Annotated in this window: 16 protein-coding genes; 13 read left to right on the forward strand and 3 right to left on the reverse strand. The window is 67.5% G+C overall.

The window, feature by feature from the left end; translation table 11 throughout:
* Positions 1 to 129 precede the first annotated feature (129 nt).
* The 13 genes from miaB (at position 130) to HZI36_RS15610 (ending at position 13,681) form a co-directional block, all read left to right on the forward strand.
* A complete protein-coding gene (gene miaB / locus HZI36_RS15550) occupies positions 130 to 1,515 on the forward strand; it encodes a tRNA (N6-isopentenyl adenosine(37)-C2)-methylthiotransferase MiaB (RefSeq protein WP_179403537.1) in 1,386 nt (461 codons plus the stop codon).
* Positions 1,516 to 1,545: 30 nt separating this feature from the next.
* Positions 1,546 to 2,589, forward strand: a complete 1,044-nt coding sequence (locus HZI36_RS15555) for a PhoH family protein (RefSeq protein ID WP_179403538.1) — start codon at positions 1,546 to 1,548, stop codon at positions 2,587 to 2,589.
* A 171-nt stretch (positions 2,590 to 2,760) separates the two neighbouring features.
* Complete coding sequence (gene ybeY / locus HZI36_RS15560; protein ID WP_179403539.1) at positions 2,761 to 3,549, forward strand: rRNA maturation RNase YbeY; 789 nt, start codon at positions 2,761 to 2,763, stop codon at positions 3,547 to 3,549.
* 19 nt (positions 3,550 to 3,568) lie between these two features.
* On the forward strand, positions 3,569 to 4,201 hold the full coding sequence (locus HZI36_RS15565; RefSeq protein WP_179403540.1) for a gamma-glutamylcyclotransferase: 633 nt from the start codon (positions 3,569 to 3,571) through the stop codon (positions 4,199 to 4,201).
* 348 nt (positions 4,202 to 4,549) lie between these two features.
* On the forward strand, positions 4,550 to 5,437 hold the full coding sequence (locus tag HZI36_RS15570; RefSeq protein WP_179403541.1) for a CorC family transporter: 888 nt from the start codon (positions 4,550 to 4,552) through the stop codon (positions 5,435 to 5,437).
* 44 nt (positions 5,438 to 5,481) lie between these two features.
* Entirely contained in the window at positions 5,482 to 7,191 is a 1,710-nt protein-coding gene (lnt, locus tag HZI36_RS15575; protein ID WP_179403542.1) for an apolipoprotein N-acyltransferase, read from the forward strand.
* 230 nt (positions 7,192 to 7,421) lie between these two features.
* Positions 7,422 to 7,727 carry a hypothetical protein gene (locus tag HZI36_RS15580; protein ID WP_179403543.1) on the forward strand — a complete coding sequence of 102 codons (306 nt, stop codon included), beginning with the start codon at positions 7,422 to 7,424 and terminating at the stop codon, positions 7,725 to 7,727.
* A 53-nt stretch (positions 7,728 to 7,780) separates the two neighbouring features.
* Positions 7,781 to 8,059, forward strand: coding sequence for a hypothetical protein (locus HZI36_RS15585; RefSeq protein ID WP_179403544.1), 279 nt, complete (start codon positions 7,781 to 7,783; stop codon positions 8,057 to 8,059).
* A gap of 195 nt (positions 8,060 to 8,254) precedes the next feature.
* Positions 8,255 to 9,259, forward strand: coding sequence for a glycine--tRNA ligase subunit alpha (gene glyQ / locus HZI36_RS15590; RefSeq protein ID WP_179403545.1), 1,005 nt, complete (start codon positions 8,255 to 8,257; stop codon positions 9,257 to 9,259).
* 18 nt (positions 9,260 to 9,277) lie between these two features.
* A complete protein-coding gene (gene glyS, locus HZI36_RS15595; protein ID WP_179403546.1) occupies positions 9,278 to 11,377 on the forward strand; it encodes a glycine--tRNA ligase subunit beta in 2,100 nt (699 codons plus the stop codon).
* A 15-nt stretch (positions 11,378 to 11,392) separates the two neighbouring features.
* Positions 11,393 to 11,956, forward strand: a complete 564-nt coding sequence (gene gmhB, locus HZI36_RS15600) for a D-glycero-beta-D-manno-heptose 1,7-bisphosphate 7-phosphatase (RefSeq protein ID WP_179403547.1) — start codon at positions 11,393 to 11,395, stop codon at positions 11,954 to 11,956.
* 43 nt (positions 11,957 to 11,999) lie between these two features.
* Entirely contained in the window at positions 12,000 to 12,767 is a 768-nt protein-coding gene (locus HZI36_RS15605; protein WP_179403548.1) for a lysophospholipid acyltransferase family protein, read from the forward strand.
* 71 nt (positions 12,768 to 12,838) lie between these two features.
* On the forward strand, positions 12,839 to 13,681 hold the full coding sequence (locus HZI36_RS15610; protein WP_179403549.1) for a M48 family metallopeptidase: 843 nt from the start codon (positions 12,839 to 12,841) through the stop codon (positions 13,679 to 13,681).
* A 13-nt stretch (positions 13,682 to 13,694) separates the two neighbouring features.
* Here HZI36_RS15610 and gloA read toward each other — a convergent pair whose 3' ends face one another.
* From gloA to rsmA, 3 genes are all read right to left on the reverse strand, one after another.
* Positions 13,695 to 14,084, reverse strand: a complete 390-nt coding sequence (gene gloA, locus HZI36_RS15615; protein ID WP_179403550.1) for a lactoylglutathione lyase — start codon at positions 14,082 to 14,084, stop codon at positions 13,695 to 13,697.
* A gap of 97 nt (positions 14,085 to 14,181) precedes the next feature.
* Complete coding sequence (locus HZI36_RS15620; RefSeq protein WP_179403551.1) at positions 14,182 to 14,871, reverse strand: hypothetical protein; 690 nt, start codon at positions 14,869 to 14,871, stop codon at positions 14,182 to 14,184.
* Positions 14,872 to 15,071: 200 nt separating this feature from the next.
* Entirely contained in the window at positions 15,072 to 15,899 is an 828-nt protein-coding gene (gene rsmA / locus HZI36_RS15625) for a 16S rRNA (adenine(1518)-N(6)/adenine(1519)-N(6))-dimethyltransferase RsmA (RefSeq protein WP_179403552.1), read from the reverse strand.
* Between the last annotated feature and the right edge of the window lie 17 nt (positions 15,900 to 15,916).

A 15,916-nucleotide genomic window follows, 5' to 3' on the forward strand; every position in this document is an offset into this window, starting at 1 on the left:
ACACGCGCCCGTCCCGGCCGTCGAGCCGAACCGAAAAGCTATAATAGAAAGCTTTCCCGACGGTCTTGCGGCCGTCCCGATCCACCATTGACGACGCCCCCAGGTCAACCACTGCGAACGGCGAACCCCATGACCAAGAAAGTTTACGTAAAAACCTTCGGCTGCCAGATGAACGAGTACGACTCCGACAAGATGGTCGACGTGCTCCATGCGGCCGAAGGTCTCGAGAAGACTGACTCCCCCGAGGACGCGGACATCATCCTGTTCAACACCTGCTCGGTGCGCGAAAAGGCGCAGGAGAAGGTGTTCTCCGACCTCGGCCGCGTGCGCGAGCTGAAGGAGGCGAAGCCGGATCTGCTGATCGGCGTCGGCGGCTGCGTCGCGAGCCAGGAAGGCGCGTCGATCGTGTCGCGCGCGCCGTACGTCGACCTCGTGTTCGGCCCGCAGACGCTGCACCGCCTGCCGCAGATGATCGACCAGCGCCGCGCAAGCGGCCGCGCGCAGGTCGACATCTCGTTCCCCGAAATCGAGAAGTTCGATCATCTGCCGCCCGCGCGCGTCGAAGGCCCGAGCGCGTTCGTGTCGATCATGGAAGGCTGCAGCAAGTACTGCAGCTACTGCGTGGTGCCGTACACGCGCGGCGACGAGGTGTCGCGCCCGCTCGACGACGTGCTCGCCGAAATCGCCGGCCTCGCCGACCAGGGCGTGCGCGAAGTCACGCTGCTCGGGCAGAACGTCAACGCCTATCGTGGAAAATTCGGTGGCGCGCTCGCTCAGGGTGCGCAAGAGATCGCCGATTTCGCGACGCTGATCGAATACGTCGCCGACATCCCGGGCATCGAGCGGATCCGCTACACGACGTCGCATCCGAAGGAATTCACGCAGCGGCTGATCGACGTGTACGCGAAGGTGCCGAAGCTCGTGAGCCATTTGCATCTGCCGGTGCAGCACGGCTCCGACCGCATCCTGATGGCGATGAAGCGCGGCTACACGGTGCTCGAATACAAATCGGTGATCCGCAAGCTGCGCGCGATCCGGCCGGACCTGTCGCTGTCGACCGACATCATCGTCGGCTTCCCGGGCGAGACCGAGGCCGACTTCGACAAGACGATGGCGCTCGTCGCCGACATGCGCTACGACACGAGCTTCTCGTTCATCTACAGCCCGCGCCCCGGCACGCCGGCCGCGAACCTGCACGACGACACGCCGCGCGAGGTCAAGCTCAAACGCCTGCAACATCTGCAGGCGACGATCGAGGAGAACGTCGCGAAAATCAGCGCGTCGATGGTCGGCAAGGTCGAACGGATTCTCGTCGAAGGGCCGTCGCGCAAGGATCCGAACGAGCTCGCGGGCCGCACCGAGAACAACCGCGTCGTGAACTTCCCGGCGCCGCTCGCCGCGCATCCGCGCCTGATCGGCCAGATGATCGACGTGAAGATCAACCACGCGTATCCGCATTCGCTGCGCGGCGAACTCGTGCTCGCGCACGACGACGCGAGCAACGCAACGCACTGACGACCGCTCAACGAGGAGCCCGACGCCACCTTGAAACCTGTACAAGCACTGGAATTCACCGCGCCGCACGACGACAACGCGCGCCTCGCGAACCTCTGCGGCCCGCTCGACGAGAATCTGCGGCAGATCGAACAGGCGCTCGACGTAACGCTGTCGCGACGCGGCCACCGGATCGCGATCCGCGGCCGCGGCGCGAAACTCGCGCTCACCGCGCTCGAGAACTTCTACAACCGCTCCGGCGATCCGCTGTCGGTCGACGACATCCAGCTCGCGCTCGTCGAGGTGCGCCATCGCGGCGGCAACGGCAGCCAGGACACGCTCGACGTGCGCTTTCGCGGCGATCCGGACCATCCGTTCGACGAGCCGGTCGTGAGCCTCGACGACGAGGCGCTCGACGAAGCCGGGCCGAAGCTGTACACGCGCCGCGCGGACCTGCGTGGCCGCACGCCCGCGCAGCGCGAGTATCTGAAGCAGATCCTGTCGCACGACGTCACGTTCGGGATCGGCCCGGCCGGCACCGGCAAGACCTATCTCGCGGTCGCGTGCGCGGTCGACGCACTCGAGCGCGATCAGGTGAAGCGGATCGTGCTCACGCGGCCGGCCGTCGAGGCGGGCGAGCGGCTCGGCTTCCTGCCCGGCGATCTCGCGCAGAAGGTCGATCCGTATCTGCGGCCGCTGTACGACGCGCTCTATGATCTGCTCGGCTTCGACAAGACCGCGAAGATGTTCGAGCGGCAGATGATCGAGATCGCGCCGCTCGCGTACATGCGCGGACGCACGCTGAACCACGCGTTCATCATCCTCGACGAGGCGCAGAACACGACGCCCGAGCAGATGAAGATGTTCCTCACGCGGATCGGCTTCGGCTCGAAGGCGGTCGTGACCGGCGACACGAGCCAGGTCGACCTGCCGCGCGGGCACAAGAGCGGGCTCGTCGAGGCGCAGCAGGTGCTCGGCGGCGTGCGCGGGATCGCGCTCACGCGCTTCACGAGCGCGGACGTGGTCCGGCATCCGCTCGTCGCGCGGATCGTCGAGGCATACGACGAGTTCCACGCGCAGCGCAAGGACGAGTGACGCGCGTCGCGCCGGCGACGACACCCGCGGCCCGGCTGCCTTCGGCAGGCCGGGCCGCTTTTTTGGCGGGTGGCCCCACCGTCCGAAAACCGGTCGGTTTATCGCCCGGCAAATCGGGGAACGACGGGCCGTTTGGTGTATCCTCAGCGCGTCCCATTTGCTGCTCGCGTCATGAAATCTTCCCGCTCCCGCAAGTCCGCCCGCGCCGCCCAGACGGTGCCCCCGATTCCCCGCCTGTCGCTGTTCGACGCGAAGGGCAAGGTCAAGACCGTCGATGCGCAGGCGCTTCGGATCGACTTCAGCGACGGCCGCGCGCTGATGTTCGACCTGTCGGGCAGCGCCGGCGACGCCGCGGTCGCGATCGTCGCGCAGCACGCGGACCCGGCGATGCGCGCGACGCTCGCGCTGCGCCCCGAGCATTACGACAGCCTGACGCTGCACGTCGGCGCCGAAATCGCGCCGCCCGATGTCGGACATGCACTCGGGCACGAGCACGGCGCGCGCGAGCCCGAGCTCGATCTCGTCGTGCAGTACGGCGACGAGATCACCGATGCGCAGCGCAAGGCGCTGCCCAAGCGCAAGCTGATCGCCGAATGGCTCGCGCCCGCGCTGTTCGCCGACGCCGAGCTGACCGTGCGCTTCGTCGGCGAAGCGGAAGGCCGCACGCTCAACGACAGCTATCGCCACAAGGACTACCCGACGAACGTGCTGACGTTCGCGTACGACGACTCGCCGGCCGACAAGGTCGTCGGCGATCTCGTGCTGTGCTGCCCGGTCGTCGAGCAGGAAGCCGGCGACCAGAAGAAGGCGCTCACCGCGCACTATGCGCATCTGCTCGTGCACGGCGCGCTGCACGCGCAGGGCTACGACCACGAGACGAGCGAAGAGGACGCCGCCGAAATGGAGGCGCTCGAAGTCGACATCCTCGCGAAACTGGGCTTCCCGAACCCGTACATGTAAATAAAACGCGCCTGCCGCCATGCGTCCCGCCGCCTTGCTTGCTTCCGGGTATCCGCCGCTGCTCGACCACGAGCCGCTGCTGACGGACGACGAGATGGCCGCTTCGCTCACGCAGGCGCTGAGCGGCTGGGACGGCCGGCGGGATCTGTGGCTGTTCGGCTATGGCTCGCTGATCTGGAACCCCGGGATGCCGACCGTCGACGCGGTGCGCGGCAAGGTGCACGGCTATCACCGCGGCCTCTATCTGTGGTCGCGCGTGAACCGCGGCACGCCCGAGCGCCCGGGCCTCGTGCTCGCGCTCGACCGCGGCGGCTCGTGCCCCGGCATCGCGTTCCGGGTCGACGGGCCGACCGCGATGCCGCATCTCGAGACGCTGTGGAAGCGCGAGATGACGGGCGGCTCGTACCGGCCCGCGTGGCTGCCGTGCTCGCTCGCGAACGGCGAACGCGTGAGCGCGCTCGCGTTCGTGATGCGCCGCGACGCGCCGACCTACGCGGGCAAGCTGCCCGACCATGTGATGAAGACCGTGTTCGACTGCGCGGAGGGCCGCTACGGGACGACGCTCGACTACGTGCGCCGCACCGTCGACGCGCTGCGCGCGAGCGGCATTCCGGACCGCACGCTCGAAGCGCTGCTCGCGCGGTGCCGGTGATCGCATGGATACGGCGGCGGCTGCGGCTGCTGCTGCGGCGGCGTCAATCGTCCGATCAACGCGCCCCCGACAAGAATCCAATGTGCGCCCCCCGGAATGCGACAGCCATTCGTAAGCCTCGACGCGGCCTGCCCCGCGGCGTCGTTCTGCGCTACGATGGATGCCACGGACGGCGCGCGTGTTGCACGAAATGCACGAAACGCACGAAGCGCGCGGTCCGAGCGAGCGGAGCGCGTGGGCTCGCCGCACCGGCCGGCCCGGTCCGCGGCGACACGGCCGCGCCATACCGTTGGTGTATCCTTGCCGATTCGATGACCGCGCGCCCCGATGTGAGCCGGGCGCCCCACCATGAACGATTCCTATCCCAGTCGAAAATCCAGCGACAAACCGCATGAGAAGCGCTCGCTGCTCGAGCGCCTGACCGACTTCATCTCGCCCGAGCCCGAATCCCGCGCCGAGCTGCTCGAAATCCTGCAGGACGCGCACGAACGCAACCTGATCGACGCCGATTCGCTGTCGATGATCGAGGGCGTGTTCCAGGTCTCCGATCTGTGCGCGCGCGACATCATGGTCCCCCGCGCGCAGATGGACGCGATCAACATCGTCGACAAGCCCGAGGATTTCATCCCGTTCGTGCTCGAGAAGGCGCACTCGCGCTATCCGGTCTACGAGGAGAACCGCGACAACGTGATCGGCGTGCTGCTCGCGAAGGATCTGCTGCGCTTTTACGCGGAAGATGAATTCGACGTGCGCGGGATGCTGCGCCCCGCCGTGTTCATTCCGGAATCGAAGCGGCTGAACGTGCTGCTGCACGACTTCCGCGTGAACCGCAACCATCTCGCGATCGTCGTCGACGAATACGGCGGCGTCGCGGGCCTGATCACGATCGAGGACGTGCTCGAGCAGATCGTCGGCGACATCGAGGACGAATACGACTTCGACGAGGAAGCCGGCAACATCATCTCGGCGCCGGACGGGCGCTTCCGCGTGCGCGCGCTGACCGAGATCGAGCAGTTCAACGACGCGTTCGGCACCGATTTCCCCGACGACGAGGTCGACACGATCGGCGGCCTCATCACCCATCACTTCGGGCGCGTCCCGCACCGCGGCGAGAAGCTGCGGCTCGGCAATCTCGTGTTCGAGATCCAGCGCGGCGACGCGCGCCAGGTCCACGTGCTGCTCGTGCGCCGCGACCCGCTCGCGAGCCGCCGCGCCGAGGCCGCGCACGAGGACTGATCGCCTTTCCGACAGCAACCGCCCTTTTTTGCTTTTCAACCCGCATGGCCGATCCGATCTCGTCCCGCCGCCCGCCGGGCGGCCTTAGCGTGCCCGCCGTCGGCCGCGCGCTGCCGCGCTGGCACTATCCGGCGGCGCTGCTGGCCGGCGCCGCCAACACGCTGAGCTTCGCGCCGACGCCGCACGGCGGCTGGCTGCAACTGCTCGTGTTCGCCTGGTTCTTCGCGCAGCTCACGCGCACCGCGAGCTGGCGCAGCGCGGCGGCGACCGGCGGCGCGTTCGGCTTCGGCAACTTCATCACCGGCATCTGGTGGCTCTTCATCAGCATGCACGTGTACGGCGAGATGGCCGCGCCGCTCGCCGGCGCCGCGCTCGTGCTGTTCGCGCTGTACCTGTCGCTGTACCCGGCGTTCTCGGCCGGGCTGTGGTCGTTCTGCGCGGGGCATGCGTGGCATCGCCGCGAACCCGATCCGCGCCCGTTCACGCCGACCTGGCACGGCGCGTTCGCGTTCGCGAGCGCGTGGGCGCTCGGCGAATGGCTGCGCGGCACCGTGTTCACCGGCTTTCCGTGGCTCGCGAGCGGCTATCCGCAGGTCGACGGGCCGCTCGCCGGCTTCGCGCCGGTCGTCGGCGTGTACGGGATCGGCTGGGTGCTCGCGCTGGTTGCCGCACTCGCCGTCCAGGCGCTCGCGGCCGCGCGACGCGCGAACGGTGGGGCATCCAACGGCGTGTCGAATGGATCGTCGCCGAACGGACCGCGCGGCGCGGCGGCGGCCGGTAACACACGTACGCGGATCGCGGCGCCGGCCGGTGTCGCGATCGCGCTCGTCGCGGCGGGGCTCGGGCTGTCGCAGGTCGCGTGGACCGTGCCCGCGAACGCGCCGCTCACGGTGCGGCTGCTGCAGGGCAACGTGAAGCAGGACGTCAAGTTCGAGCAGGCCGGCATCGACGCGGCGATCGCGATGTATCAGCAGATGATCACGTCGAAGCCGGCGGACCTGATCGTCACGCCCGAAACCGCGATCGCGGTGATGATCCAGGAATTGCCGGAGCCGTTCGCGCGCGCGGTGCGCGCGTTCAGCGACCGCACCGGAACGGCGCTGCTGTTCGGCGCGATCGGCGCGACCGTCACGCAGGACGGTCAATATACCGACTACACGAACAGCCTCTACGGCGTCACGCCGGGCTCGACCGACATCTACCACTACGACAAGCACCACCTCGTCCCGTTCGGCGAGTTCATCCCGTGGGGGTTCCGCTGGTTCGTGAACCTGATGAAGATGCCGCTCGGCGACTTCGCGCGCGGCGCGCTCGTGCAGAAGCCGTTCCTCGTGCGCAACCAGCCGGTGATGGCCGACATCTGCTACGAGGACTTGTTCGGCGAGGAGATTGCCGCGTCGATCCGCGACAACCCGCTGACGCCGGGCGTGCTCGTGAACACGACGAACCTCGCATGGTTCGGCGACACGATCGCGCTCGACCAGCATCTGCAGATCGCGCGGATGCGTGCGCTCGAGACCGGCCGGCCGATGCTGCGCGCGACGAACACCGGGATGACCGCCGCGATCGACGCGCGCGGCCGCGTGATCGGCCGGCTCAAGCCGTTCACGATCGGCTCGCTCGACGTGCGGATCGAAGGCACGACCGGCCTCACGCCGTACGTGACGAGCGGCAACAACGCGGTGCTCGCGGCGGCGCTCGTGCTGCTCGCGTTCGGCTTCACGTTCGGGCCGGGGTTGCGGCGGCGGGGGTGATCTCGGGCGCCACGCCCGATCGCGCCCGCTTACGCATGCCTGCCTACACGAACGAACTGCGAGCAACGCACATCGTCGCGATAAAAGCTCGCAATGGCAGACCTATCTCGATTTGATCTAGTCATGAACAAGCATTGCCACCCAATGTAATATTTTCGAAAGAAAACGGCGCCTGTTCCGGGCTGCGTATCGGACGCGATGCGCAGCCAACTTTTTTCGAGGATCGGTGAATGACGATGCAAGTGCTGTCGGAAAACGAAATTCGTGAGGTTTCTGGAGGATTGGGACCGGTCGGTGCACTTTCGGGTGGGATCGGCGGGCTGGCAATGTACGCCGGCAGTCATTATTTCTTCAACCAACCCATGACGTGGCAAGGAGCAGCCTGGGCTGCAGGCACGGGCGCCGCGATCGGCGCGACGGGCGGTGCCCTGATGGCAGCATCTGGCGGCGGACTCGCCGCGAACCTCGCATGGCGCCCCGGCATGATGAGCGCCAACTTTGGTCTTGGTCAGTATTCCAACCACAAGGACTGGTAACGGTTCGCATCGCCTCGCCGTTGCGCGAGGCGATGCGAATTGCGAGAAAAGACATGCTCGAGTCTCTGGTCAGCTTTGTCGCCGGCGCGATGGAAGCCTACTTTCAGCAGCGGCGCACGAAACCGCTGAACGTGTTCCTGGTTACCTTTTCTCTCTTCACGGTGATCCCGGCCATTGGTCTGCCGCTGTCGGCTCCCGCCGGCGCGCCGGAGCGAAGCTGGGTATTCATCATCGTGCTGTCGGCAGGTTCGGGATTGTTCATGGGACTGCTGATGATCACCCTCCTGCACATTCATCGGCGCAAATCGAAAACGGCCCAACTCGATCAATGATCGACGCCGCGCAAAACCTCGCCCGCCAGTCTCACCATCCCGCCTTCCTCCATTCCAGCCGCACCCGCCCGCCGATCCGGTAAAATTACGCGTTTTCGCACACCAATAAAACCGCGCAGCCGCGCGGGCAGCCTTGCGAGCCGTCCGGCCCGAAGCACCGCCCGCAACGAAGCGCCAGCGCCACGAAGGCTCTACATGCTTACGTTTCAGCAAATCATCCTGACACTGCAGTCCTACTGGGACAAGCAGGGTTGCGCGCTGCTCCAGCCGATCGACATGGAAGTCGGCGCCGGCACGTCGCACGTCCACACGTTCCTGCGCGCGGTCGGCCCCGAGCCGTGGCGCGCCGCGTACGTCCAGCCGTCGCGCCGCCCGAAGGACGGCCGCTACGGCGAGAACCCGAACCGCCTGCAGCACTACTACCAGTATCAGGTCGTGCTGAAGCCGGCGCCCGAGAACATCCTCGACCTGTACCTCGGCTCGCTCGAGGCGCTCGGCTTCGACCTGCAGCAGAACGACGTGCGCTTCGTCGAGGACGACTGGGAGAACCCGACGCTCGGCGCGTGGGGCCTCGGCTGGGAAGTCTGGCTGAACGGGATGGAAGTCACGCAGTTCACGTACTTCCAGCAGGTCGGCGGCCTCGACTGCAAGCCGGTGCTCGGCGAGATCACGTACGGCCTCGAGCGCCTCGCGATGTATCTGCAGAAAGTCGAGAACGTGTACGACCTCGTGTGGACCGAGTGGGAAGAGATGGGCCCGAACGGCCCCGAGCTGCGCCGCCTCACGTACGGCGACGTGTACCACCAGAACGAGGTCGAGCAGTCGACGTACAACTTCGAGCACGCGAACGTCGACCTGCTGTTCACGTTCTTCAACAGTTACGAAGCGGAAGCGAAGCGGATGATCGACGCGCAGCTCGCGCTGCCCGCGTATGAGCTCGTGCTGAAGGCCGGCCACACGTTCAACCTGCTCGACGCGCGCGGCGCGATCTCGGTGACCGAGCGCGCGGCGTATATCGGCCGCATCCGCGCGCTGTCGCGCCTCGTCGCGCAGGGTTATTACGACTCGCGCGAGAAGCTCGGCTTCCCGATGCTCGGCAATCCGCCGGGCGTGCCGGGCCTCACCACCGACGAGCAAGACGCCGCGCAGCCGGCCTGGGCGCCGCCGCTCAAGGTCGAACGCAAGATCGATCAGGACTGACGAGATTTCTCCCACATCATGACGCACAACCATCCCGCCCCCCTGCTCGTCGAGCTGCTGACCGAAGAGCTGCCGCCGAAGGCGCTCGCGCGCCTCGGCGACGCGTTCGCCGAAGGCCTCGCGCAACGCCTCGCCGCGCGCGACCTGATCGAAGGCGAGCTGACGTTCGAACGCTATGCGACGCCGCGCCGTCTCGCGGTCGTCGTGCAGAACGTGCGCGCGGTCGCGCCCGAGAAGCAGGTCCGCGAAAAAGTGCTGCCGGTGTCGGTCGCGCTCGACGCCGAAGGCAAGCCGACCGCGCCGCTCGCGAAGAAGCTCGCCGCGCTCGGCTTCCCGAACCTGTCGATCGCCGATCTCGAACGCGCGCAGGACGGCAAGGCCGAAGCGTTCTTCGTCAACTACTCGGCGGCCGGCGCCGCGCTCGCGGACGGCCTGCAGGCCGCGCTCGACGAGACGCTCGCGAAGCTGCCGATCCCGAAGGTGATGACGTACCAGCGCCCGGACGGCTCCGACGTGCAGTTCGTGCGCCCCGTGCACCGGCTGACCGCGCTGCACGACGACCGTGTGGTGCCCGTCACCGCGTTCGGCGTCGACGCCGGCGACACGACGCTCGGCCACCGCTTCCTGTCCGACGGCCTCGTCGCGATTCCGCATGCAAGCACGTACGCGGACACGCTGCGCGACAAGGGCCACGTGATCGCGCATTTCGAGGGCCGCAAGGACACGATCCGCGCGCAGCTGAACGCGCACGCGGACGGCGATGAAGTCGTGATGCCCGAGTCGCTGCTCGACGAGGTGACGTCGCTCGTCGAATGGCCGGTCGTCTATCCGTGCCGCTTCGAGGACGAGTTCCTGCAGGTGCCGCAGGAATGCCTGATCCTGACGATGCAGACGAACCAGAAGTATTTCGCGCTGACCGACGCGGCCGGCAAGCTGCGCTCGCGCTTCCTGATCGTGTCGAACATCGCGACGAAGACGCCCGGCGAAATCGTCGAAGGCAACGAACGCGTCGTGCGCCCGCGCCTCGCGGACGCGAAGTTCTTCTTCGAGCAGGACAAGAAGAAGACGCTGGCGGACCGCGTGCCGCTGCTCGCGAACGTCGTCTATCACAACAAGCTCGGCTCGCAGCTCGCGCGCGTCGAGCGCGTCGAGACGCTGGCCGGCGAGATCGCGCCCGCGATCGGCGCCGACGCGGCGCTCGCGAAGCGCGCCGCGCGCCTCGCGAAGGCGGACCTGCTGACCGACATGGTCGGCGAGTTCCCGGAGCTGCAGGGCACGATGGGCACGTACTACGCGCGCCACGACGGCGAGCCGGACGACGTCGCGATCGCGTGCACCGAGCACTACCAGCCGCGCTTCTCCGGCGACGCGCTGCCGGGCGCGCCGGTGTCGACCGCGGTCGCGCTCGCGGACAAGCTCGAGACGATCGTCGGCATCTGGGGAATCGGCCTCGCGCCGACCGGCGAGAAGGATCCGTTCGCGCTGCGCCGCCATGCGCTCGGCGTGCTGCGCCTGCTGCTCGAAAAACAGCTGCCGCTCGACATCGTGTCGCTGCTGCGCACCGCACACGCGCGCTTCGCGACCGTGCCGGGCGTCGCCGAAGCGACGGACGCAATCTATGCATTCTTCATCGACCGCCTGCGCGGCCTGCTGCGCGAGCGCGGCTACACGGCCGGCGAAGTCGACGCGGTGCTGAGCCTGAACCCGACGCGCATCGACGATCTCGTCGCGCGCCTCGACGCGGTGCGCGAGTTCACGCGCCTCGATGAAAGCGAAGCGCTCGCGGCCGCGAACAAGCGGATCTCGAACATCCTGAAGAAATCGGAGAGCGGCGCGAACGGCGCGGTACAGCCGGCGCTGCTCGTCGAGGCGGCCGAGAAGGCACTGGCCGACCAGCTCGCCGAAGTGACGCCGCGCGTGCAGTCGCAGCTCGAGGCGCGCGCGTACACGGGCGCGCTGTCGGCGCTCGCCGCGCTGCGCGCGCCGGTCGACACGTTCTTCAACGACGTGATGGTCAACGCGGACGATCCGGCGCTGCGCGCGAACCGGCTCGCGCTGCTGTCCGCGCTGCATCAGCAGATGAACTGCGTCGCGGACATCTCGAAGCTCGCCGCTTAAGAAGGACCGCCCGAGATGCCGATCAGCGCCATCAAGAAGCTCGTCGTCCTCGACCGGGACGGCGTGATCAACGTCGATTCGGACGCGTTCATCAAGACGCCCGACGAGTGGATCCCGCTGCCCGGCAGCCTCGAGGCGATCGCGCGGCTCAACCACGCGGGCTACCGCGTCGTCGTCGCGACGAACCAGTCCGGCATCGGCCGCGGCCTGTTCGACATGGCCACGCTGAACGAGATGCATCTGAAGATGCATCGCGCGGCCGCGGCGGTCGGCGCGCGGATCGACGCGGTGTTCTTCTGCCCGCACACCGAGGCCGATCACTGCGACTGCCGCAAGCCGAAGCCCGGCATGATGCAGATGATCGCCGAGCGCTTCGAGATCGAGCCCGAGCACACGCCGGTCGTCGGCGATTCGCTGCGCGACCTGCAGGCGGGCGTCGCGTTGCGCTTCCAGCCGCATCTGGTGCTGACCGGCAAGGGCAAGAAGACGCTCGCCGCCGGCGGGCTGCCGCCGGGCACGAAGGTCCACGACGACCTGCGCGCGTTCGCGCACGATTTTCTTTCACACGAACAGGAGTGACGCGGCCGCCGCGCGCATCCTCCATCACGATCCGGTCACGCCGATGCGCTTCGTCCGCTCCCTGCTGCTTTTCATCTACTTCATCGTCTATACGGCGCCTTACGCGACCGCGTGCTTCATCGCGTTCCCGTTCCTGCGCCCCGACGCGCGCTACTGGATGGCGGCCGGCTGGTGCCGCTCGACGCTGTGGGTCGTCCGCTGGCTGAACGGGATCCGCTACCGGATCGAGGGCCTCGAGAACCTGCCCGACGGCCCGGCCGTGCTGCTGTCGAAGCATCAGTCCGCGTGGGAGACGCTCGCGTTCCCCGCGATCATGCCGCGCCCGCTCTGCTACGTGTTCAAGCGCGAGCTGCTGTACGTGCCGTTCTTCGGCTGGGCGCTCGGGATGCTGCACATGGTCCACATCAACCGCAAGGAAGGCCTGCGCGCGTTCGACTCGGTGATCCGCCAGGGCAAGAAGCGGCTCGCCGAGGGCGCGTGGGTGATCATGTTCCCGGAAGGCACGCGCACGCCGGTCGGCCGCCAGGGCAAGTACAAGACGGGCGGCGCGCGCTTCGCGCTCGCGGCCGGCGCGCCGGTCGTGCCGATCGCGCACAACGCCGGCCACGTATGGCCGCGCAACTCGTTCATGAAATATCCGGGCACCGTTACCGTGTCGATCGGCAAGCCGATCGACGTGACGGGGCTCACGCCGGATGCACTGAACTCGCGGGTCGAAGACTGGATCGAAGCGGAAATGCGCCGCATCGATCCGGATGCGTATCCGTCGTCGTCGGACGACGCCGCGCGACGCGACGCCGCGCGTGCCTGATGTGTGCCTGATGTGTGCCTGAAGCATTGCGCCGGCCCACGCCGTCGCGCACGACAACACGAAGCGAATTGATGACGAAACGTTCGCGCCCGCGGCCCGCCGTCGTGGCGCTCGACCACCAGCAGCTCGATCTGCCGCTCTTCGACGGGCCGGCCGCCGCGCCGTCGCCCACCGAACCCGCGCCCGACCGCACGCGCGTGCGCACGATCGCGCTCGACAGCCGCGTGCTCGAATACCGGCTGAAGCGCTCCGCGCGCCGCACGATCGGCTTCTCGATCGACGGCAGCGGTCTCACGATCACCGCGCCGCGCTGGGTCACGCTCGCCGACATCGAAGCGGCGATCGCGGAAAAGCAGCGCTGGATCTTCGCGAAGCTCGCGGAATGGAAACTGCGCACCGAGCAGCGCGCGCTGCCGCAAATCGTGTGGCGCGACGGCACGCAGCTTCCGTACCTGGGCCGGCCTGTCGCGGTCGCGCTCGCGGGCAATGCGGGTGCGGTCGCGTTCGACCCGGACGCGCGGCAGCTCGCGCTGCCGCTGCCCGCGCACGCGGACGCGCAGCAGATCAAGGACCGCGTGCAGGGCTGGCTGCAGGGCGAAGCGAAGCGGATCTTCGGCGAGCGCCTCGCGGTCTACGCGGACAAGCTCGGCGTCGCGTATTCCGCGTATGCGCTATCGTCGGCCGCGACGCGCTGGGGAAGCTGTTCGAGCGACGGCAAGATCCGGCTGAACTGGCGGCTGATCCACTTCCCGATGTCGATCATCGATTACGTCGTCGCGCACGAACTCGCGCATCTGCGCGAGATGAACCACAGCCCGCGCTTCTGGCAGACCGTCGAGTCGATCTTCCCGGAATTCCGCGAGGCGCGGCACACGCTGAAGCACCATCCGCCCGAGCTGATGCCGACGCTCTGACGAACGCGCGCGGTCAGTGCGCCTTCTTCTGGATGAATTCGATCTTGTAGCCGTCCGGATCCTCGACGAACGCGATCACGGTCGTGCCGTGCTTCATCGGCCCCGCTTCGCGCGTGACCTTGCCGCCTTGCGCCTTGATCCGCTCGCACGCCTGATACGCGTCGTCGACCTCGACCGCGAGATGGCCGAAGCCCGCGCCGAGATCGTAGGACGCCGTGTCCCAGTTGTGGGTCAGCTCAATCACCGCGCTGCGGCTCTCGTCGTCGTAGCCGACGAACGCGAGCGTGAACCGGCCTTCCGGAAAGTCGTCGCGGCGCAGCAGCTTCATCCCGAGCAATTCGGTATAGAACTGGATCGAGCGGTCGAGATCGCCGACTCGCAGCATCGTGTGCAGCAAACGCATGGATGAACTCCTGGGGACTGGCGGGAAAGGCCGAATGTACCAGAGTCGCGCCGGTTCCGCCGCCGCGCGGAACCGGCGATGCGTGTGCCGCCCGCCGCTACGCGACGCAGCTCGGATACGGCGCCTTCTCCTTTTTCTTGATCGGACAAAGCTTGAACGGCATCAGCGTCTTGATCCGGCTCGCCCACAGCGCGTCGTCGATCTGCGGCGCCTGCGTCGGATTCCCGCGCTCGGCCCACTGCAACGTGTAGAAATCCTTCGCCCCCTTGATCACGGTGATCGCGGTCGTCTCGCTGTGTCCGCCGCTCGCCGCCGCGGAGCCGCAGCCGACGACCATCACGAACGCGTCGTGCGAGAACAACTGGCCTTCGTAAAAGCTCTTCGCGACGAACGACGTCGGGCACGCACGCTGAAAGCCTGCGGCGATGTTGGTCGCAAGCGCCTTGGGCGTCGCGTCCCGATGTTTGGCCGCGAGGCTCTCGAAGCCGGTCGCGGAGACCATCTGCGTCCAGTTCGCCGTCGTCTCGCCCGGCGGCAGCCACTCATGCACATAGCCCGCACCTTGCCGCTTCTCATAGACGGACACGAATCTCGTCGGCACATGGAAATACACCAGCTGGCTGAAGATCGGCGCGGCGGTTCCGGCAGTGGGTTCGGGCGGCGGCGGCGGCGCGACGACCGGTGCGGAGGCGGCGGCGGCGTCCGCCTGGGACGGCGGCTGCGTCGGCGCGCACGCGGCAAGCGCAAGCACGGCGACCAGGCCCGGGATCATCGAAGATTGGCGCATATTTTTTACTCCTTGTTGTCGGAACGGCCCTCAAAAAGACGACAAACCGGCCCATCGTGCCACCGCCAGAAGCAAACGTTTGCCTCTGGCGGCGCAAGACAATCCGATCTCATCACCTCGTCGTCAAGCAACAGGGCAAACGTATCACGTATGCGCCGAAAGGCGGCGTAAGAAAGTTTCCGCGCCGCTCGTCCGCCCGCTCACCCGGCCGCGCGCTTCGCGGCGAGCGTCTGCGCGACGGCGACGTATTCGGCGACGGAAACGTCCTCCGCGCGGCGCGCGAGATCGAAGTCGAGCGCGTCGAAATCGACGATCTCGCGATAGTCGCCGAGCGTGTTGCGCAGCATCTTGCGGCGCTGCGAGAACGCGGCCGTCGCGACTTCGCCGAGCACGGCCGGATCGACGTCGGGCAGCTCGTGCGGCGCGTACGGAATCATCCGCACGATCGCCGAATCGACCTTCGGCGGCGGCTGGAACGACTCGGGCGGCACGTCGATCAGCTTGTCCATCACGTAGCGGTACTGCAGCATCACCGACAGCCGCGAGAACGCCTTCGAGCCCGGCTCGGCGATCATCCGCTCGACGACCTCGTTCTGCAGCATGAAGTGCTGGTCGACGACGACCTCCGCGCACGTCATCAGATGGAACAGCAGCGGGCTCGAGATGTTATACGGCAGGTTGCCGACGATCCGCAGCGACGGCGCGTCGCCGGCCACCGCGAGCGAGCGGAAGTCGAACGCGAGCGCGTCGCCCGCGTGTAGTTCGAGCAGCGGGCCGAAGCGCTTCTCGAGCCGGCCGATCAGGTCGCGGTCGAGCTCGACCGCATGCAGCGGCGATTCCGGCGTCGCGAGCCGCGCGATCAGCGGCTCGGTCAGCGCGCCGAGCCCGGGGCCGATCTCGACCATCCGCTGCCCGCGCGCGGGGCCGATCGCGTCGACGATCGAGTGGATCACGCCGTGATCGACGAGGAAGTTCTGCCCAAAGCGCTTGCGCGCGAAATGGCCTTGATGCTGTCTGCTGTTCGACATCGGCGATGGAAGGTGAA

This window comes from Burkholderia guangdongensis, assembly GCF_013403875.1.
Taxonomy (GTDB): domain Bacteria; phylum Pseudomonadota; class Gammaproteobacteria; order Burkholderiales; family Burkholderiaceae; genus Burkholderia; species Burkholderia guangdongensis.

Bases quoted from the DNA above. Each gene is read 5' to 3' on its own strand.
- glyQ (WP_179403545.1), top strand. From the start codon at position 8,255: ATGCTTACGTTTCAGCAAATCATCCTGACACTGCAGTCCTACTGGGAC.
- lnt (WP_179403542.1), top strand. From the start codon at position 5,482: ATGGCCGATCCGATCTCGTCCCGCCGCCCGCCGGGCGGCCTTAGCGTG.
- HZI36_RS15605 (WP_179403548.1), top strand. From the start codon at position 12,000: ATGCGCTTCGTCCGCTCCCTGCTGCTTTTCATCTACTTCATCGTCTAT.
- miaB (WP_179403537.1), top strand. From the start codon at position 130: ATGACCAAGAAAGTTTACGTAAAAACCTTCGGCTGCCAGATGAACGAG.
- glyS (WP_179403546.1), top strand. From the start codon at position 9,278: ATGACGCACAACCATCCCGCCCCCCTGCTCGTCGAGCTGCTGACCGAA.
- HZI36_RS15610 (WP_179403549.1), top strand. From the start codon at position 12,839: ATGACGAAACGTTCGCGCCCGCGGCCCGCCGTCGTGGCGCTCGACCAC.
- HZI36_RS15585 (WP_179403544.1), top strand. From the start codon at position 7,781: ATGCTCGAGTCTCTGGTCAGCTTTGTCGCCGGCGCGATGGAAGCCTAC.
- HZI36_RS15570 (WP_179403541.1), top strand. From the start codon at position 4,550: ATGAACGATTCCTATCCCAGTCGAAAATCCAGCGACAAACCGCATGAG.
- gmhB (WP_179403547.1), top strand. From the start codon at position 11,393: ATGCCGATCAGCGCCATCAAGAAGCTCGTCGTCCTCGACCGGGACGGC.
- rsmA (WP_179403552.1), bottom strand. From the start codon at position 15,899: ATGTCGAACAGCAGACAGCATCAAGGCCATTTCGCGCGCAAGCGCTTT.
- HZI36_RS15620 (WP_179403551.1), bottom strand. From the start codon at position 14,871: ATGCGCCAATCTTCGATGATCCCGGGCCTGGTCGCCGTGCTTGCGCTT.
- HZI36_RS15580 (WP_179403543.1), top strand. From the start codon at position 7,422: ATGACGATGCAAGTGCTGTCGGAAAACGAAATTCGTGAGGTTTCTGGA.
- ybeY (WP_179403539.1), top strand. From the start codon at position 2,761: ATGAAATCTTCCCGCTCCCGCAAGTCCGCCCGCGCCGCCCAGACGGTG.
- HZI36_RS15565 (WP_179403540.1), top strand. From the start codon at position 3,569: ATGCGTCCCGCCGCCTTGCTTGCTTCCGGGTATCCGCCGCTGCTCGAC.
- gloA (WP_179403550.1), bottom strand. From the start codon at position 14,084: ATGCGTTTGCTGCACACGATGCTGCGAGTCGGCGATCTCGACCGCTCG.